Annotated in this window: 19 protein-coding genes and 2 tRNA genes; 6 read left to right on the top strand and 15 right to left on the bottom strand. The window is 65.8% G+C overall.

Annotation, left to right across the window (positions count from 1 at the left end; genetic code table 11):
* Positions 1-66: 66 nt before the first annotated feature.
* Positions 67-1,275, bottom strand: coding sequence for a UDP-galactopyranose mutase (gene glf / locus G6P99_RS05680; RefSeq protein WP_029079816.1), 1,209 nt, complete (start codon positions 1,273-1,275; stop codon positions 67-69).
* A 198-nt stretch (positions 1,276-1,473) separates the two neighbouring features.
* Here glf and G6P99_RS05675 point away from each other — a divergent pair, with 198 nt between their 5' ends.
* The 3 genes from G6P99_RS05675 (at position 1,474) to G6P99_RS05665 (ending at position 4,478) form a co-directional block, all read left to right on the top strand.
* Entirely contained in the window at positions 1,474-2,706 is a 1,233-nt protein-coding gene (locus tag G6P99_RS05675) for a hypothetical protein (RefSeq protein WP_029079817.1), read from the top strand.
* A 74-nt stretch (positions 2,707-2,780) separates the two neighbouring features.
* On the top strand, positions 2,781-3,938 hold the full coding sequence (locus tag G6P99_RS05670; protein WP_165127514.1) for a caspase family protein: 1,158 nt from the start codon (positions 2,781-2,783) through the stop codon (positions 3,936-3,938).
* A gap of 129 nt (positions 3,939-4,067) precedes the next feature.
* Entirely contained in the window at positions 4,068-4,478 is a 411-nt protein-coding gene (locus tag G6P99_RS05665; RefSeq protein ID WP_029079818.1) for a hypothetical protein, read from the top strand.
* A gap of 22 nt (positions 4,479-4,500) precedes the next feature.
* On the opposite strand, the gene G6P99_RS05660 is transcribed toward G6P99_RS05665, so the two are convergent.
* From G6P99_RS05660 to G6P99_RS05620, 9 genes are all read right to left on the bottom strand, one after another.
* Positions 4,501-4,576, bottom strand: a tRNA-Phe gene (locus G6P99_RS05660).
* A gap of 139 nt (positions 4,577-4,715) precedes the next feature.
* Positions 4,716-4,898 (bottom strand): DNA gyrase inhibitor YacG, encoded by a 183-nt coding sequence (gene yacG, locus G6P99_RS05655; RefSeq protein ID WP_029079819.1) that lies wholly within the window; start codon positions 4,896-4,898, stop codon positions 4,716-4,718.
* 224 nt (positions 4,899-5,122) lie between these two features.
* Positions 5,123-5,752: a Maf-like protein gene (locus tag G6P99_RS05650; RefSeq protein ID WP_029079820.1), complete on the bottom strand. Its 630-nt coding sequence runs from the start codon at positions 5,750-5,752 to the stop codon at positions 5,123-5,125.
* A gap of 385 nt (positions 5,753-6,137) precedes the next feature.
* Positions 6,138-6,602, bottom strand: coding sequence for a low molecular weight phosphatase family protein (locus tag G6P99_RS05645; protein WP_029079841.1), 465 nt, complete (start codon positions 6,600-6,602; stop codon positions 6,138-6,140).
* A 96-nt stretch (positions 6,603-6,698) separates the two neighbouring features.
* The gene (locus tag G6P99_RS05640) at positions 6,699-7,205 is read right to left on the bottom strand and encodes a UPF0262 family protein (RefSeq protein WP_029079842.1); all 507 of its coding nucleotides are present in this window, start codon (positions 7,203-7,205) and stop codon (positions 6,699-6,701) included.
* A complete protein-coding gene (hisD, locus tag G6P99_RS05635) occupies positions 7,202-8,497 on the bottom strand; it encodes a histidinol dehydrogenase (RefSeq protein WP_029079843.1) in 1,296 nt (431 codons plus the stop codon). The genes G6P99_RS05640 and hisD overlap by 4 nt, the downstream gene beginning before the upstream one ends.
* A 224-nt stretch (positions 8,498-8,721) precedes the next feature.
* A complete protein-coding gene (locus G6P99_RS05630; protein ID WP_029079844.1) occupies positions 8,722-9,150 on the bottom strand; it encodes a DUF2948 family protein in 429 nt (142 codons plus the stop codon).
* An 86-nt stretch (positions 9,151-9,236) separates the two neighbouring features.
* A complete protein-coding gene (locus tag G6P99_RS05625; RefSeq protein WP_029079845.1) occupies positions 9,237-9,896 on the bottom strand; it encodes an epimerase in 660 nt (219 codons plus the stop codon).
* Between the two features lie 40 nt (positions 9,897-9,936).
* Positions 9,937-10,875 (bottom strand): SDR family oxidoreductase, encoded by a 939-nt coding sequence (locus G6P99_RS05620; RefSeq protein WP_029079846.1) that lies wholly within the window; start codon positions 10,873-10,875, stop codon positions 9,937-9,939.
* A gap of 114 nt (positions 10,876-10,989) precedes the next feature.
* Here G6P99_RS05620 and G6P99_RS05615 point away from each other — a divergent pair, with 114 nt between their 5' ends.
* Positions 10,990-11,640, top strand: a complete 651-nt coding sequence (locus G6P99_RS05615; protein ID WP_029079847.1) for a TetR family transcriptional regulator — start codon at positions 10,990-10,992, stop codon at positions 11,638-11,640.
* A gap of 378 nt (positions 11,641-12,018) precedes the next feature.
* On the opposite strand, the gene G6P99_RS05610 is transcribed toward G6P99_RS05615, so the two are convergent.
* The 5 genes from G6P99_RS05610 to G6P99_RS05590 form a co-directional block, all read right to left on the bottom strand.
* Positions 12,019-12,843, bottom strand: coding sequence for an alpha/beta fold hydrolase (locus G6P99_RS05610; protein ID WP_029079848.1), 825 nt, complete (start codon positions 12,841-12,843; stop codon positions 12,019-12,021).
* A 143-nt stretch (positions 12,844-12,986) separates the two neighbouring features.
* Positions 12,987-13,487 (bottom strand): hypothetical protein, encoded by a 501-nt coding sequence (locus tag G6P99_RS05605; RefSeq protein ID WP_035976524.1) that lies wholly within the window; start codon positions 13,485-13,487, stop codon positions 12,987-12,989.
* Positions 13,488-13,663: 176 nt separating this feature from the next.
* Positions 13,664-13,972, bottom strand: coding sequence for a UBP-type zinc finger domain-containing protein (locus G6P99_RS05600; RefSeq protein ID WP_029079850.1), 309 nt, complete (start codon positions 13,970-13,972; stop codon positions 13,664-13,666).
* Positions 13,973-14,133: 161 nt separating this feature from the next.
* Positions 14,134-15,828, bottom strand: coding sequence for an FAD-dependent oxidoreductase (locus G6P99_RS05595; RefSeq protein ID WP_029079851.1), 1,695 nt, complete (start codon positions 15,826-15,828; stop codon positions 14,134-14,136).
* Positions 15,829-15,881: 53 nt separating this feature from the next.
* Positions 15,882-16,091, bottom strand: coding sequence for a hypothetical protein (locus G6P99_RS05590; RefSeq protein WP_165127512.1), 210 nt, complete (start codon positions 16,089-16,091; stop codon positions 15,882-15,884).
* Positions 16,092-16,410: 319 nt separating this feature from the next.
* On the opposite strand from G6P99_RS05590, the gene G6P99_RS05585 reads away from it, so the two are divergent.
* Positions 16,411-16,485, top strand: a tRNA-Thr gene (locus tag G6P99_RS05585).
* Between the two features lie 708 nt (positions 16,486-17,193).
* The gene (locus tag G6P99_RS05580; RefSeq protein ID WP_029079852.1) at positions 17,194-18,285 is read left to right on the top strand and encodes a peptidoglycan-binding protein; all 1,092 of its coding nucleotides are present in this window, start codon (positions 17,194-17,196) and stop codon (positions 18,283-18,285) included.
* The last annotated feature ends 301 nt before the right edge of the window (positions 18,286-18,586 follow it).

The raw sequence follows: 18,586 nt of genomic DNA, 5'->3' as shown, positions 1-18,586 counted from the left end.
TGTTTCCTCACCGGGGACTGCGGGCGATTGTTATGACGTTCGCTGCCCGCACCCAGAGGGCTTAGATTACGCCGGCAAGGGCGACAAGGCGTGGCGACGCGCGGCCGCGTCGCCGAGTTGCATGCCTTCGCTGCCGAGGCGCGGCTCGACCTCGTGCTCGAACGTCTTCAGCGCGGCGCCGATCGCCTGGTGCATGTCGAGATATTTGTAGGAGCCGAGCCGGCCGCCGAAGATGACATTCGGATGCGACGCCGTCATGGCGTGGTAGGAGGCGAGCATCGCTCGATCGGCCGCGGTGTTGATCGGGTAATAAGGCTCGTCGTCGCGGCCGGCGAAGCGGGAATATTCGCGGTAGATCGTCGTCCTGGCTTGCGCATGCGCGCGCTCCGGATGCAGATGCCTGAACTCGTGGATGCGGGTGAACGGCACCTCGGCGTCGGCATAGTTGATGACGGCAGCGCCCTGGAAATCGGCGACGTCGTGGACCTCGTGCGCGAAGTCGACGGTGCGCCAGCCGAGATGGCCGCAGGCATAGCCGAAGAAGCGGTCGATCGGGCCGGTATAGATCACGAGCTGCCGTGGGTTGATGCGGTCGGCGACGTCGAAATAGTCGACACCGAGCCGGACCGCGACCTTGGGATGATCGAGCATCCTGCGGAAGATTGCGGTGTAGCCGTCCACCGGCATGCCCTCATAACGGTCGGCAAAGTAGCGGTCATCGAAGGTGAAGCGGACCGGTAGCCGGCCGATGATGTCGGCCGAGAGCTCGCGCGGATCGGTCTGCCACTGCTTCTGCGTATAGCCGCGGATCAGGAGGTCGTAGAGCGTGCGGCCGACCGAGGCGATCGCCTTGTCCTCGAGATTACCGATCCCGGAGGCGCCGTGCGCTGCAGCCTCCGCCGTGATCGCGGCGCGCGCCTCGCCGGGCGTCATGATCCGGCCGAACGCGGCGCAAACGGTCGCAAGGTTGATCGGCATCGAATAGACGCGGCCGTTCGCCACCGTGAAGACGCGGTGGCGATAGTCGGTGAACTCGGTGAAGCGCTGCAGATAGCGCCAAACGGCCTCCGAATTGGTGTGGAAGATATGGGTGCCGTAGCGGTGCACCTCGATGCCGCTGTCCGGATCGAGCTCCGAATAGGCATTGCCGCCGATATGCGGACGGCGGTCGAGCACGCAGACGGAGCGGCCGAGCCTGTTCGCCACCTGCTCGGCGATCACGGCGCCGAAGAAGCCCGCGCCCACCACGACGACATCGAAGCCATCAAGCTGCATGTGATCCCCGGCCCTGCCCGTCGAACCGCAAAGGCGCCCCGACGGAGCTTCAACGCTGCGGCACGGCCATTCCGGCGAAATAAATCGCGGCGCCAGGATAATTCCGAGCCCGGAACGGACGGCTCGGCCGTTCAACGAGGAGCAGGCGAGGCGATCGACAGGTCCGGGCGCAGCAACAACATCATACGCGGGGGCCTCATGTCCGTGATCTGCGTTCTCTATTCCAGCAACACGACCTATGATTCACTGCGCGGCATCCTCGCGATGGCCGCGGCCGAGCTCGACCGGCTCGGGCACGAGGTCATGATGCTCGACCTGCTGGCGCCGGATTTCTCGGCCCGGCTCAACGCCCTGCTGCCGCGGCGGACGGAGACGATGGCGCTCGGCTTCTCCGGCATCGGGCTCGACATCCACACCAAGGACGGCAAGCTGTTCTGGGACGTCGCGCAGATCCCGGTCTTCACCTGGTTCTGCGACCACCCCTGCTATTTTGCCAAGCGGCACGGGCTCGAGAGCCGTTATACCGCGCACGGCTACGTATTTCCGGACCACGCCGCCTTCAACCGCGATCATCTGGGCGCCAATGGCGCTGTGTTCGCGACCCATATGGGCATCCCCGATCCCGGCTTCTTCGGCGGCCTGCCGCCCGAGCAGCGCAACGGCCGGCTGATCTTCGCCAAGTCGGGCTGGAATCCGCTGGCGCTCGAACGCGGCTGGCGCAAGACGATGCCGCCAAAACTGTTCGGCCTGCTGTTCGATGCGATCGCCGCGGCGCGCGGCAAGACCTGCGGCGCGTTTCCGAAAATCATCGTCGACGTGGCCGAGCAGCACCTCGTCTATCTGAAGCCGGGCGGCGACCTGTTCAACGTGATCCTGACCCGGCTCGACAATTACACGAGAGGGGTGCGCACCCGCGAGGTGGGCGCCGTGCTTGCCGACTATCCGGTCGATTTCATCGGCGGCGGCTGGAGCGATCTCGACGTCGCCGGACGTCCGGCCCGCGTGCTCGGCGCGATGACCTTCGATGCGATGCGCGAAGGCCTCGGCAGCTATCTCGCCGCGGTCTCGCTCAATCCCAATATCGACCTGTCGGTGCATGACCGGGTGTTCTTCGCGCTCGGTGCCGGCACCGTCCCGGTGTTCGATGCCAACCGCTTCTCGGCCGCGGAGATGCCGCATCTCGCCGGCTTCACCTTCGGCCAGGACACGGCAAGCGTCGCCGCCGCCGTCGAGGCGGTGCTGGCAGATCCTGCCGCGGCGCAGGCGGCGACCGCCACCACCATGCGCGAGCTCTATCCGCGCTTCTCGATGCAGCGGTCGGTGCAGGAGATCCACGAGATCACGCGGTCGATCGCGGGCGCCGCCGGCGCCAATCTGCTACCCGCCGAGCCGGTGCCGGCCGGCGTCTGGACGCCGAAGCAGGCGGCCTGATCGCACAGCCATTTCCGTGGCTGGCTCGCACGCCCTGCGTTACCATGGACCCGTCACCTCCGATCGGGTCCAGCATGAACCGCCGCGCGTTTGTTTCGGGACTGGCCGTCACCGCCGTGCTGGCGGGCCTCGCGTCAGCGCCGGCTCGGGCCGACGGCAAGCGGGTGGCGCTGGTGATCGGCAACGGCGCCTATACAAGCGTGCCGGCGCTGTCCAATCCGCCAAGTGACGCCGGCGATGTCGCGGCGGCGTTGAAGCGCCTCGGCTTCGCTGTCACCCTGATCACCAATGGCCGCTTCGACGAGATGCGGCGCGGCCTGATCGCGCTCGGTCGCGCGGCTGCCGGCGCCGACATGGCGGCGGTGTACTTCGCCGGCCACGGCATGGAGATCAACGGCGACAACTGGCTGATCCCTGTCGATGCCGAGCTGAAGCGCGATACCGACGCCGCCAATGAAGCGATCAGCCTGCAGAGCGTGATGCTGCAGGTCGCAAACACCACAAGCCTCGGCCTCGTCATCCTCGACGCCTGCCGCAACAATCCGTTCGCGGCGAAGATGAGCCGCTCGCTCGCGACGCGCGCCACAGCGGGCAGCGGGCTCGGCCGCATCGAGCCGGTCGGCAACGTGCTGGTCGCCTATGCCGCGCGCGACGGCACCACCGCGCTCGACGGCGACGGACGCAACAGCCCGTTCGCTGCGGCGCTGCTGCGCAACATCGAGGCGCCGGGCGTCGAGGTCACCTTCATGTTCCGCAACGTCCGCGACGACGTGATGGAGGCGACGCGCAACGAGCAGCAGCCCTTCGTCTACGGCTCGCTGTCGCGCAAGGCGATCTATCTGGCGGGCGCGCCACCGGCCGAGAGCGCGGCAGCGAAACAGGCGAACGCGGCGCCGGCCGCCGCGGCATTATCAACGGCGCCCGCGACGGCAGCCGGCGCGATCGATCCGGCGCTGGTCGGCACCTGGGAGATCATGGTGGCAAGCGGCCGCGGCCAGTCGCGCTGGATCTGGCAGATCATGGCCGACGGTGCTTACAAATTCCACGCCGAGCCCGCCCGCTCCGCGCGCCCGCATGAAGGCACCGTCAGCTTCGCCAACGGCCGCTGGACGCTGCACGCGCTGCGGGGGCTGAAGAATTACAGCGACGGCGGCTCCTACGAGATCCACGACACCACCGCCGTGATCACCGGCAAGCTCGGCACGGGCTACTGGAAGCGGAGTGGGGGGTGAGGCGGCGCTACTGTGAGGGGGTAGGGCGACTACCCCACACCGGCGACCAACAGATTAAGGGAATGGCAACGCACACGGATTTAGACACAACATCCGATCATCCAAGCAGAGGTTGTTCGAAGAACATACATGACGCGGATATCTTTCAAGGGCGTTGCAATCGGCAACGTCGTCGACATCGTCGCCTCGAATGTTGTGATGCTACCTGTCGTGATCTACCTACTGGCCTCTGCAAAGACGGGGTCACCGACCGATCAAGGCGCCGCGTCTGCCGTAGAGGCCCTCAAGACAAGCAATGGCTTTCTTGCAGCGTCGAGCATACTTGGTGGACTTTGTTCGATCCTTGGCGGCTACGTTTCCGCGCGTATTGCAAAGCACGATGAAGCGCTCTCGTCGATCCTCTGCGTCGGCTTCGGCATCTATGCGCTGGTCAACGGCACCGGCCACCTTTGGCTGCATTTGCTCTACCTGCCTCTAAGCCCCGCACTCGGCGCCCTCGGCGGTTACCTGCGGTCGCGGCAAACCGCGCGCATCAGCTGATCAAATGTGGCGCTGAAGGGAATGGTGCCCAGGGGCGGGATCGAACCACCGACACTGCGATTTTCAGTCGCATGCTCTACCAACTGAGCTACCTGGGCATACTCGCGGGGCCGAAAGGCCGCAGCGAGCGGGCGGTTTATAGAGAGGTCGGGGCGCCGTGTCCACCCGCCTTTGCCAAAGGCTTCGGCGTGGCAGGCCCGCCCGGCGTTGTTTCCCCAACTTGTTGGGAAATCTTGGCTATTCCGGGTCCTCTACGTCGTCCTCGCGGCCGGGGACGACATAGCGGCCGGTCAGCCAGCGGTTGAGGTCGACGTCGCGGCAGCGCGGGGAACAGAACGGGAGAAAAGCCTGCTGGGCGGGCTTGCTGCAGATCGGGCAGGCGCGCGCGGTGGCCGGGGGTGTTCGGGCTTGATCGGTCATGGCTGGGACAGACTACATCAACTGGAGTTGCAAAGCCGCCGCGAGCGCCGGGTTCCTCTTCCTTTCCCCTTGTGGGAGAAGGTGGCGCGCAGCGCCGGATGAGGGGTTTCGATCCGCGGAGACAGACCCCTCACCCAAATCGCATCTCGCGATGCGATTTGACCTCTCCCACAGGGGGAGAGGTGCAGTGCTAATGCGGCGCCGGAAGAGAGACTCGTCAGATCTCACACCGCGACGGCGTTGAGCCAGCCGTGGCGGATCGGAAAGCCCTCGCCGCCGAGCAGGGTCACGGTCTCGTAGAGCGGCAGGCCGACCACATTGCTGTAGGAGCCGACCAGCTTGACCACGAAGGAGCCGGCGATGCCCTGCACGGCATAGCCGCCGGCCTTGCCGCGCCATTCGCCGGAGCCGATATAGGCCTGGATATCGTCGTCGCTGAGCCGCTTGAAGCGCACGCGCGTCTCGACCAGGCGCTGGCGGAACGCCTCGCGCGGCGTCACCACGCAGATCGCGGTGTAGACGCGGTGGTTGCGGCCCGACAACAGCCGCAGGCACTGCGCGGCCTCGTCGACCAGATTGGCCTTCGGCAAGATGCGGCGGCCAACCGCGACCACGGTATCGGCGGCAATGATGAAGGAGCCGCGCAGATCGTCGTCGAGCTGCACCGATTTCAGCGCCGCGTCCGCTTTCGCACGCGCCAGCCGATTGGCGCAGGCGCGCGGCAGCTCGCCCCGCCGCGGGGTCTCGTCGACATCGGCCGGACGCAACGCATCGGGCTCGATACCGGCCTGGTTGAGCAGGGCCAGCCGCCGCGGCGAACCGGAAGCAAGAACGAATTTGGGACGGCCTAGCATGCGGGTTTTGGGGCTGAATCGGGGGGACGGACGCGGGCGGAACCTATCGGATGGGGCATGGATGCACAACCTTGGAACCGGCCTGCGAATCGCGCTTCCCCGTGGGCGACAAGGCCCCATAAGCACAGCTGTTTGTCAGTCTGGCGACAAGGGGCATTCTGCGAATCGGAACCACGCAGGACTCTTCACCTCTCCCCTTGTGGGAGAGGTCGGAATTCAAGCGACAGCTTGAATTCCGGGTGAGGGGTTCAGGTCTGTCGGCGAGCGGAAGTCCCACGAGAGACCGAAACCCCTCACCCGGATTGCATCTGTCGATGCAATCCGGCCTCTCCCACAAGGGGAGAGGCGAACCGGGTGTGCGGGGCGGCTCGCGACTATCGGGCAATCATTCGTTCGCGGCGCCGGCCTTGGCAAAACGGCGGCGGATGCGCAGCAACAGGCCATCGCAGACCTCGCGATAGGCGGCGAGCTTCTGCTCGCGCGTCCCCTCGGTGCCGGTCGGGTCCACCGTCGGCCAGTACTCGACATCGGCGGCGAGCGTGCGGGTGAGGTCGAGCGCCCTGTGGTGGGCCTCCGGCGCCAGCGTGATGATCAGGTCGAAGTTCAGGCCTTCCCAGTCCTCGAGCTCCTCGAAGGTTTGCGGCTTGTGGGTGGAGATGTCCTGGCCGAGCTCCGCCATCACGGCGATCGCGAACGGATCGAGCTCGCCCTTGCGCACGCCGGCCGAGCGGACATAGAGGCCTTGCGGAAACATCTGCTGCAGCAGGCTTTCGGCCATCGGCGAGCGCACGCTGTTGAGGCCGCATGCGAACAGCACGGCCTGCGGGTTGCGCGCGCGCGGCGCTGCCATGCGATCAGGCTTTCGGTCGAGGGGCCGACACCGACATCATGCGCCTCATGTTTTTGCGCATGATCTGATCCGAAAACCGGTACCCACTTTTCGGGATCATGCGCCTTCACCCTTCCAGTGCAGCACAGTGATCAGTGTGAACAGCCGCCGCGCGGTCTCGAAATCGACGCGCACCTTGCCCTTGAGCCGCTCCTGCAGCGTGCGCGAGCCTTCGTCATGGATGCCGCGGCGGCCCATGTCGATCGCCTCGATCTTGTCCGGCGTAGCGGTCCGGATTGCCTGATAATAGCTGTCGCAGATCATGAAGTAGTCCTTCACGACGCGGCGGAACGGCGTCAGCGACAAGAGATGCGCGACCACCGGCGCGCCGTCCTCCTTGCGGATGTCGAACATCAGCCGGTTGCCGGTGATCGCGATGTGCAGGGTGTAGGGCCCCGGCCCGGCGCCGCCTTCCGGTGCAAACAGATTCTGCTCGACCAGGTCGTAGATCGCGATCGCGCGCTCATGCTCGATGTCGGGCCCGGAACGGCCGATCGATTCCTCGTCGAGCGTCACCGCGACGATGCGATTGTTGGAATCCTCGTCGTCTGGTGGCTTGTTCATGAGAGGTTGAGGCGCAATCCGACGGAACGTGAATGGGCATCAAGACCCTCGGCCTGGCCGAGCGTCATCGCGGCGGGCCCGAGCGCACGAAGCTGATCCGGCCCGCACCGCAGGATCGAGGTTCGCTTCATGAAGTCAAGCACCCCGAGGCCGGAGGAGAACCGCGCCGAGCGCGCGGTCGGCAGCACGTGGTTGGAGCCGCCGACATAATCGCCGATCGCCTCCGGCGTATGGGCCCCGAGGAAGATCGCCCCGGCGTTGCGAACCTGCTTCGACAGGCCCTCGGCATCCGCGGTCATGATCTCCAGATGCTCGGCCGCGATCGCGTTGGCGAGTTCCACCGCGTCGTCGAGCTCTGCGACCATGATGATCGCACCGAAATCGTCCCACGAGGCGCGCGCGATCGCCGCACGCGGCAGCGTCGCCAACTGTGCCTCGACCGCGCGCTCGACATCGGCGGCGAGCCGGGCACTGTCGGTGATCAGGATCGACTGCGCGCTGACATCATGCTCGGCCTGCGCCAGCAGATCGGCCGCGATCCAGTCGGCGTTGGAGGTCGCGTCGGCGATCACAAGCACCTCGGAGGGCCCGGCGATCATGTCGATGCCGACCTTGCCGAACACCAGCCGCTTGGCGGCGGCGACATAGGCGTTGCCGGGGCCGACGATCTTGGCGACCGGCGCGATCGTCGCGGTGCCATAGGCGAGCGCGGCCACCGCCTGGGCGCCGCCGACGCGGTAGATCTCCGAGACGCCGCCGAGACCTGCTGCCGCCAGCACCAGCGGGTTGAGCTTGCCGTCCGGCGCCGGCACCACCATCACCACCCGCGGCACGCCGGCGACCTTGGCCGGCACCGCGTTCATCAGCACCGAGGACGGATAGGCGGCGGTGCCGCCAGGCACGTAGAGCCCGACCGCATCAACCGCGCTCCAGCGCCAGCCGAGCTCGACGCCCGCGGCATCGGTAAAGCGCTCGTCCTTCGGCAGCTGACGGCGATGGAAGGTCTCGATCCGGTCGCGCGCGAATTTCAGCGCCTCGACCGTCGTGGGGTCGCACGCGGCGACCGCGGCGTCGATTTCAGCGGCGGTGATGCGCAGGCCGGCAGCGTCGATGTCGAGCCGGTCGAATTTTTTGGTCGCCTCGAGCAGCGCCGTATCGCCGCGGGCCGCCACGTCGTCGACGATGGCGCGGGTGGCGCGCTCGACGTCAGCCGACACCTCGCGCTTCGCCGCCAGGAAGTCGCGGAAACGCTGGTCGAAATCGGCGCTCTGTCGGTCCAGGCGAACGGGCATGGCGGCTTTCTGAAGAGGACTCTGGGTCCCTGCTCAATGGCGCGGCGGATAATGGCCGTCAACCCTTGGCAGACACGCAATCCCACCGTCGTCCGTCGTCCCGGCGAAGGCCGGGACCCATTACCCCAGAAGCCTGCTGCTGGAGCAGGGTGGGACCCCCAGCGTCCCATAACAAATGGCATTTGTGGTTATGGGTCCCGGCCTTCGCCGGGACGACGGCATATTTACCCCGCCGCCACCCCGAGATCATCCGTGCCGAGATCGGTCAATTCGCACTCCAGGCACTCGACATCGAGCCGCAGCGCCGCGCCTTGCCCGAACATCAGGAGCGCGCTGCCGCCCGGCGGGTCGGAGGCATGGAATTCGATCCCGAGCAGTTCCAGGCTAGCCTCCGGGGCCTCCAGGTCGATATTGCGCGACTTGCATGCCAGCACCCGGTCGAACCTGAGCGCGGCGATCAGCCGGCGCGAGCAGGCGCCGCCGGACAGGGTCTGCTCCCAGTCGAGCCGGTTCAGGCCGACCACCAGGCGTTTCTCGTCCTGGCGCCAGACGATGTCGGCGGGCAGGACGCGGGCGTCCTGCACATGGGCGGAGATCACCGCGAGGTCATCGGCATCGAGGGCGATCAGTTTCAGGGGAGCAGGTGGGGACATGCGGTAGTTATAACGCCTTGAGACCCCGAGGGTACCCACGTGGCCCAAGGAATCCCGCTCAAGGGAACCCGGGCCTTCGGCACGCCTCAGAGGCTGTTGATGTCCTCACTCTCAAGCACCGGCCAGGGGTAGCCGTCGCGGGCGACCTTGAGCATGGCGCGGCCGAGCTGTTCCGACGTCGTCATGTAGGCGGGGGCGAGCCGGACCAGAGCCGACAGCAGCGGCGAGGTCGCGAGATAGATCGCCTGCACCCAGGGCGTCTTGGAGCGCACGCCGTGCAGCGGCTGGATGCCGGCGGGGCGGAACATGTAGGCGGCCTTGAACGGTAGTTTCAGCAGGTCGTTCTCGGTCTTGCCTTTGACCCGCGCCCACATCAGCGAGCCCTGCTCGGTGGAATCGGTGCCGCGTCCGGTGACATAGGTGAACACCATGCCGGAATTGAGCCGCGCCAGCGTCGTCGCCGCAGCCAGCGTGATGTCGTAGGTGAGGTGGCGGTAGCGCGCCTCGTCCATGCCGATCGAGGAGACGCCGAGGCAGAAGAAGCAGGCGTCATAGCCCGCAAGCTGCGGCTCGATCGCGCTGTAATCGGTGAAATTGTCGCAGGTCAACTCGACGAGCTTGGCATCGCGCTGCCCGGTCGGGCTGCGCCCGACCGCGAGCACCCGCTCGACGCCGCCATCAAGCAGGCACTCGCGCAGCACGCCCTGCCCGACCATGCCGGTCGCGCCGAACAGGATGATTTTCATCTCGATTGCCCCTCGATGCCGCGTTGCCGCCCGATCACGCTCAGGCGGCGGTGGCGACCTGATCGAACGATACACCGGTCAGCATTGCTGAGACATCCCAGAGCTGCTCCGCCACCACGGTGTCCCTGGCGTGCGGCATGATCCGCGCTGGCACCGGCGGTCCCTTCAATTCATAGAACCAGTCGGGCCCGTAATAGCCGCCGGGCTCGGCCGCCGGCGAGGTCGCCGCGAACAGCGTCGGCAGCGCGCCCGCGGCCGCCGAATGGCTCATCAAGGGCTGCAGATATCTGCCGAGCCGCCACGACAGGCTGTCGGTGCCGGGTCCGTTCGGGATCAGTTCGGTGCGCGCATAGCCGGGATGCGCGGCATTGCTCATGATCCCCCAGCCATTGCGCGCGCTGCGACGCTGCAGCTCGAGCGCAAACATCAGCATCGCCAGCTTCGACTGGCAGTAGGCACGCCACGGCACATAGGCGCGCTGCGACTGCAGATCGGCGAAACTGATCGCGCCGCTGCGATGGGCGAGACTCGACAGATTGACGACGCGGGTGTTTTGGCCGCGGCGAAGCTGCGGCAACAGATGCGCGGTCAGCGCGTAGTGGCCGAGATAGTTGGTGCCGAACTGCATCCCGAAGCCGTCTGACGTGACCTGCCGTTTCGGCAGAGCCATCACGGCGGCATTGTTGATCAACAGATCGAGCGCATCGTGGCTGGCGGCAAAGCGCGCGGCGAAATCGGCGACCGATGCGAGGCTCGCGAGGTCGAGCGTTTCATAGGTGACCGCGGCATCGGGGAGCTGCGCGCGGATCCGCGCCAGCGCGTCCTGCCCCTTGGCGCCGTTGCGGCCGGTCAGCACGACATTGGCGCCGGCACGCGCCAGCGCGAGCGCGGTCTCGTAGCCGAGCCCGCCGGTTGCGCCTGTTATCACGGCCGTCCTGCCGCGCTGCCGCGGAATGTCTGCAGTGCTCCAGCCGGTCATGCTTATATCTCCTTGCGACACGAATCGGTGCTGACGGTTGTTGTCGGTCTTGCGGGTTCCAGCCGCACTCCGATGAAATGTGCACTAAGTGCATTTTTGCAAGAGGTGAAAAATTTGAAACGCTCTGCGCCCGCGCGCAAATCCGCCAAGCCGCGGCAGTCCAACGGGAATTCGGCGCCGCCCACGGTGACGTCCGGCCTGCGCGCGCGCAAGCGGCGGGAAACAAGGGAACGGCTGACCCGGGCGGCGATGGCGCTGTTTCTTGAGCGCGGCTTCGAGGCGACCACGCTCGACGACATCGTCGCCGCAGCTGATATCTCGCGCCGCACCTTCTTTCACTATTTCGCATCGAAGGAAGACGTCGTGTTCGCCTGGCAGGAGGACGGCAGCACGGCGCTGATCGCAGCGGTCGCGGCGCGCCCGGCCGCAGAGTCGATGCTGCAGGCCGCGGAGAACGCGATCGCCGAGATGGTGCGGCAGCTCGATCCGCGCGAGGCGGTCGCACTGGCACGGCTCAAGCGCGACAATCCGGCGCTGCAGGCCCGCGATCAGGTGAAGTACGAGAAGCTCGAGCGCGAGCTCGCCGACGCCTTGCTCAAGCGCGCCGGCAACAAGGCCGACCGGATGAAGGCCCGGCTGGTCGCAATGATCACCACCGGCGCGATGCGCGTCGGCGGCGATCTCTGGGCCGCCGACGGCGCCCGCGAGAAGCCGGAACTGCTCGCCAAGCGCATCTTCGCCGCGATCCGCGCGATTTTCGAGTGATGTTTCTCGCCGCTCTCACGTTCTTTGTGGAGCTCGCGAAAACGTAAGGTGAGCACACTGATCAGGCTCCCTCCCCCACGCAACCGGGGTTTACCCCGGTTGCGCATCATTTATTTGCGCAAGTCGGGCAGGCCCGACTTGCGACGGGGGAGGGTTGGGGAGCGGGGCGGCCCCGGGCGAGATGATCGACGAAGCGACCGCCATCCCAATCTTGCTTGCGACTAGTCGAACGGCAATTGAGAGAGCGCGTCGTGTGGACCCCTCTCCCTAACCCTCCCCCGCAAGGGGGGAGGGAACCCTGCCGCTGGTGGCTTCCTCACGTCAGTGCCGTTGAGAACGTCCAATTGCGACGCTCGCCAGCACGCGCGGCCCTCAGCCTCACCCCCTAATGAACGCCAGCAGATCCTTGTTGATGGTCTCGGCTTCCGTGGTCGGCATGCCGTGCGGAAAGCCCTTGTAGGTCTTCAACGTGCCGTTCTTCAGAAGCTTGGCCGAGAGCGGGCCGGAATCGGCGTAGGGCACGATCTGGTCGTCGTCGCCATGCATCACCAGCACCGGTACGTTGATCTTCTTCAAGTCCTCGGTGAAGTCGGTCTGCGAGAACGCGACGATGCCGTCGTAATGCGCCTTGGCGCCGCCCATCATGCCCTGCCGCCACCAGTTCTGGATCACGGCCTCCGACGGCTTCGCGCCGGGCCGGTTGTAGCCATAGAACGGCCCGGCCGGCAGATCGCGGTAGAACTGCGAGCGGTTGGCCGCAAGTTGCGCCTGCAGGCCGTCGAACACCGACTTGGGCAGGCCGCCGGGATTAGCTGCCGTCTGCAGCATCAAGGGCGGCACCGCGCTCAGGATCGCCGCCTTCGCCACCCGGCTCTCGCCGTGGCGCGCGATGTAGTGCACGACCTCGCCGCCGCCGGTGGAATGGCCGACATGGACGGCGTTCTTCAAATCGAGATGCGCGGTGACGGAAGCGAGGTCGTCGGCATAGTGGTCCATGTCATGGCCGTCGCCGACCTGGGCGGAGCGGCCGTGGCCGCGGCGGTCATGGGCAACGACGCGAAAGCCGTGACCCACGAAGAACAGCATCTGCGCGTCCCAATCGTCCGACGACAGGGGCCAGCCATGGCTGAACACGATCGGCTGGCCTGAACCCCAATCCTTGTAGAAGATGTCGACGCCGTCTTTGGTGGTGATGGTGGGCATTTGATTGCTCCTCTTGTTGCTGATCCTTTGGTCCGGACGCGCCAGGGGTGAACGGACCTCGGACGACGGCACGTCGCGGACGCGCCATCGCACATCATCTTCTATGCTGTACGTCACTTTGCGACGATGTCATCCGCCCCGGATCAGGCGAACGTGACCGGCCTGAACCGGCGCCAGGCGCCGATGATCACCACGGCGAAGAACACCAGCACGATGCCCTGCACCACCGCAAATACCGGCCCGGACGGCGGGTTCGGCGGCACGGCCGGCGCCAGCGCCTGCAGCGCCGGCACCTTGAGGAAGCTCTGGATCACCAGCACGAAGACGTTGAGATAGAGCGAGACCATCGCGGTCACGACATAGATCGGCCGCCAGGCGCCTCTGAGCTGCATCGCATACAGCGCGATGCAGGCGATCGCGAGCAGCACCAGCGAAAGCCCGCCGATGATGTGGGACGGCAGCAGCTTCTCGGTCACCAGCGGCGGGATCAAAAACCCGGTGGCATTGGTCAGGATCGTGAGCACGAGGAAGATCGCGGTCAGCCCGGGCATCGCCCGCGAGCCGAGCAGGCCGAACATCACGATCACACCGGCGACGATTGCAATCAGGCTGATAATGACGTGCACAAGCACCAACGTCGTCATATGGCGCACTCCCCGTTGAGACCCGCGCCACGTTACGATGCATCCTCGAAAATTGCTACACGGTTCGATGGCAGGATGACCGGCATCTCATGACAATTCGCCGACGCCGCCTGTTGCCGAAAATGTTCGCAACCGATGTCGCACCACGCGGCACGTGCGCCTGGTGAGACATTGAATCAATCATAGCGCGGGATCGGCCCGTTATGCGGCGTCTTGCGCTTCGACAGATCGAACAGCACCTCGTCGACATAGCACCAGCCCCAGCCTTCCGGCGGATCGTAGCCCTCGATCACGGGATGGCCGGTGGCGTGGAAATGCGCGGTGGCATGCCGGTTCGGCGAGTCGTCGCAGCAGCCGACATGGCCGCAGCTCCGGCAGATCCGCAAATGCAGCCAGCGGCTACCGCTCTTCAGGCACTCCTCGCAGCCGAGCGCGCTCGGCGTGACGTCCTGTATGCCGGTGATGTGGGTGCAGCCTTTTGACATTTTTGGCCCTCTTGCCTCGTGCGCCTATTTAGCCCGTCATCCTGAGGTGCGAGCGGAGCGAGCCTCGATGGATGAACCGGCCACAGGCGTGCCGTATATCCTTCGAGACGCCGCTGCGCGGCTCCTCAGGAGGACGGGGATGGTGTCGCATCGATCATTCCCTACAGCGACGGACTGCCCGCATCGGCGAGATAGCCGTGCAGGGCGGCGACGACCTGGGCGCCCTCGCCGATCGCGCCGCCGACGCGCTTGACCGATCCGGAGCGGACGTCGCCGACCGCGAACACGCCGGGCACCGTGGTCTCGAGCAGCGGCACGGCGCGCGCGCCCTCGCCGCTCTCGCCGGTCATCACGAAGCCGCCGCGGTCGACCAGCACCCCGCAACCCTCGAGCCAGCTGGTGGCGGGATCGGCGCCGACGAACAAAAACAGATTGCGGATATCCATGGTGAACTCGTCGGGCGCGAGCCGGCTGCGCCAGCGCACGCGCTCCAGCGTCTCTGCGCCGTCGAGGCCGATCACCTCGGTGTTGAACATCAGTTCGATGTTCGGCGTCGCCTCGATGCGCTCGATCAGGTAGCGCGACATGCTGGCCCCGAGCCCGCCGCCGCGGATCATCATGTTGACCCTGCGGGCATGCGCCGACAGGAACACCGCCGCCTGGCCTGCGGAGTTGCCGCCGCCGACCAGCACGACGTCCTGGTTGGCGCAGAGCCGCGCCTCGATCGGCGAGGCCCAGTACCAGACGCCGCGGCCCTCATAGCTCTCGAGATTGTCGATCGCAGGCCGGCGATAGCGCGCGCCGCTCGCCACCACCACCGACCTGGCGCGCAACGTGTGCCCGCATCCGGTGGCGAGCGCGAACGCGCCCGACGCCTTCGTGCAGTCGAGCGATTTGATGGAGACCGGGATCAGCATCTCGGCGCCGAATTTCTGCGCCTGGTTGAAGGCGCGCCCGGCGAGCGCCTGGCCGGAGATGCCGGTCGGGAAGCCCAGATAATTTTCGATCCGCATGCTGGCGCCGGCCTGGCCGCCGAAGGCGCGGGAATCGAACACCGCGACCGACAACCCTTCCGAGGCCGCATAGACCGCGGTGGCAAGCCCGGCCGGGCCGCTGCCGACCACGGCGACATCGTAGAGCTTGTCATGCGCGCTGTTGCCGATCATGCCGAGCGCCATCGCAAGCGCGGTCTCGGACGGATTGCGGAGCACCGTGCCGTTCGGACAGACCACCAGCGGCAGCTCGGCGCGCGTCGGCGAATAGCGCGCGACGAGGTCGGCAGCGTCCTTGTCGGTCTCGGGGTCGAGGAAGTGGTGCGGCTGGCCGTTGCGCGCCAGGAAATTCTGCAGCTGCGCCATGTTGCCGACAGACGCAGGGCCGATCAGCACCGGCCCGCCGGCGCCGCCCTGGATCAAGCTGACCCGGCGCAGGATCAGCGCGCGCATGATGCGCTCGCCGAGGTCGGCCTCGGCGACCAAAAGCGCGCGCAGCCGCTCCGGCGGCAGCAGCAAGGTCTCGACAACACCGTCGGCATGGCCGTCGACCAGCGCGGGGCGGCCGGAAAGCTGGCCGATCTCGGCGAGGAATTGGCCGGGCCCCTGGTCGATCACAGGCGTGACATGGCCGAGGCCGTCGCGCTGGGTGATCGCGATTGAGCCCGACAGCACGACGAACATGCCGGGCCCCGGCTTGCCGGTTTCGAACAGCGCCTCGCCATCCCCAAACGACCGCGGCTCGCCGAAGCGACGCATCCGCTCGATCTCATGCGCCGTCAGGGTCGGAAAGGTCTGCTCATGGCGCGGAAAGGCGTAAGCGGTTGCGTTCAGCCGATCGATCGTCGTCTCATCTACAGCCATGTCGGCGACCCGCTTCTTCTTGCAACACACGTTCTTGCAACACACGAGCCGGGTTAACGGCGCGGCTCGTTTCCACCGGCGTCATCTAGCGAGCCACGATCTAAAGAGCCATGGCCCGGTTCGGAAGCCACATCCTCGCGACCGCGCGCCTGCGACTTCCGCCGCTTCAGGTTTTCGCGCAGCGCCAGCTTGAGACGATCCTGTCGTGAATCCTTCACGCGGGCCCCGGCCTGCCCGCCGCCCTTGTCGTGATCGCCCGTCATTGCAAAACTCTCGAACTGCCGACGCCTCTAGCAAGAGGCCAGCATAGACAATGGCCGACGCCGGCGCACCCTGCCCGGTCGGCCAGTTGTGCTCGATGGCATGATTCGGCGCGCGACAGAATCAGGAGCTTTTCGACCGATCGGGAACCCAATCCGGCCGAAATCGGCCGGATTGGTCGGAATCGCCGGCGAGGAACGCCAATTTCTGCCGATTTCACGGGCAGCAGGGACGCTGTTTCGCTTGCGCGAAGGGGAGGCCTGTGGCAAGAACCGCCCGCTTGGACGGGCCCTTGGGGCCGATTCAATTTTTCCCGGGCATGCTGCCGTAGCTCAGTGGTAGAGCACTCCATTGGTAATGGAGAGGTCGACAGTTCAATCCTGTCTGGCAGCACCACCTATCCTATTGAGAGGCCTAGATCCTCTTGCAATTGCAACACTAATCCCGCTTGCTTGCCACCAACCGTCGCCACAAAAACAGGTTTGGTCACCCGACGAAAGCTACTTCGCGGACATAGAGTCGATCATCGCGGGGCGCCTCGACGACCACGAGCCGCCATTCTTATCCGGCGACAACCGTTTTGCCTGGTTGATCTGCTAGACACACCCACGATCAAGCCGGCCCGAAGGGGCGCCGCGGAACGAAACTTGCTCCGCATCGGCGGGGGCGGATTTTCGCGATAGACCATCGGTCTTCGGCTTCGGAAATGCGCTTCATTCGCCGTCGTCCTCAATCGGCTGAGTCAGACGTCGGACGATATACATCGTCTCGACTGATCGATTTGAAGATGAACGCGGAGGGCGAATTCTTCTTTTTCGACCGACCTTCCCGTTCGCAGAAGTGTTTGTCGACTTCCTCATTACAGAGGGAAAATAGGCGCTGGGTTGCGGCGACGGCGGCCTTGTCGCCTGCTTCCGGCGCGGCTTCGACTACACCGCGTCGGCCGCCCTGAGCACGCGGCAGACTGCGCTACGCACCCGCCAGCACGACAAGCTCAAGTCGAGCAAAGTTGCCACATGGACTTGCAGGCGAATTTGTGTAGACCGGTAGAGCCGGTGCAGTTCGACTTGAGAACTGGGCCGGCATCGCCTTGGGGCACAGCCAATGGGACGCTTGCGTTGCTACTGTTTTGATCAGAGCTGCCGCGCGACCGCTCCCCGCGTCGAACCGGATAATCAGGTCGCCTTGCCCGTCGTGGTCGGCCGTTCCGTGGGGCAGGGCGGGGCCAACGTCCGCAACGATGTTCTCACCATCCAGCAGGCACTGAATGCGGTCGGCACCAGTCAGGGCGGCCCGACGCCACGCCTCGCAACGGATGGCTTGATGGGCCCGTTGACGCGCGCGGCGATCGGCAGGTTCCAGAAGCAGAACATCAGTTTCGTCGATTTCCGCATCGACCCGAACGGGCCGACGATTCAGGCGCTCAATCGCATTTTACGCGCCTCGTTGCCAATCCTGGCGAGCGGATCATCGAGATCGCTCGCGCCCCGCAGCGGTGTCGGCCAGGTTGCGCCGCCGGCTCCGACCTTCACCGTCACGGATGAGATGATGGAGCAGATGTTCGAAGACACCTTGCCCATCTCGCGGGCCTGCGTGAAGAGCGCGCTGCGCACGCTGACCGCGGCGAAAGTAATGGGCACAATCGAATCTCCGGCCCAGACGCTCGTGCGCAAACACTTCGCGGTTCTGCTCAGCGATCCGCCGCCGCCGGATTTTGTGCTGATCGAGCGCACCTTTCGCGCCATCGATCGCGAGCTCTCGGTCGCCGCCCTGAGTCCCGCTACGACTTTCATTAAGTTCCCGTTTACGCTCTCCTTTAACGAGATGGCGGAATCCCGCACGCTAGCGCTCGCGATTTCGAACGGCGTCACCATGCGCGGCGAGACCGTTCAGCTCGACCGGACGAATGGCACATCCGCCACGCTGCGGGCGGATGCGGTGGTGATCGCGCCGGTCTATTTCTTCGCGTCGAGCGACCTGCAGATCGGCACGCTCATCCACGAACTCGCGCATTTCGTGGGGCGGCCGGATGGCCATCCCGATTGCATCGACGATCCGCCGGACAGGTCATCGAGCGATGCCTCCCTCGCACGGTTGCCGCCGGATAGGCGGCCGCGCATCGCGGAGTTCTACGCGCTGTTCGCCTTCGAGGCACATTTCGGACGCAGCATGTTCCGCGTGCTACTCCAGTTCTGAGGCGGGCTGGCTCGCTTTGCTATCCCAATAAAATTCAAACTGCGACACCACCGACCCATCCACCCAAAAACCTCACGCTCTTCGACACGCCCTTGCCTCCTCATGTCCATTGCCGGCTGAGACTTGTCAGCGGCCTGATCCACCTGGAGAGCAGTTCCCGGGTGCGCTATACTGTAAAAATTGGCCGGTACTATCCGCCGCGCGCCGCCAGGCATTTCGTGAGCAGATGCACGACGGCATGGTGCGTCAGATCATTGGCGGAGACCGCGAAGTGAGCGCTGGCATCCACGCAATGCAGACC

Origin of the sequence: Bradyrhizobium sp. 6(2017) (assembly GCF_011058295.2) — a bacterium.
GTDB classification, from domain to species: Bacteria; Pseudomonadota; Alphaproteobacteria; order Rhizobiales; family Xanthobacteraceae; genus Bradyrhizobium; species Bradyrhizobium septentrionale.
Note: the sequence above shows the minus strand (reverse complement) of the source record. Positions and strands in the feature narration are given on the sequence as shown.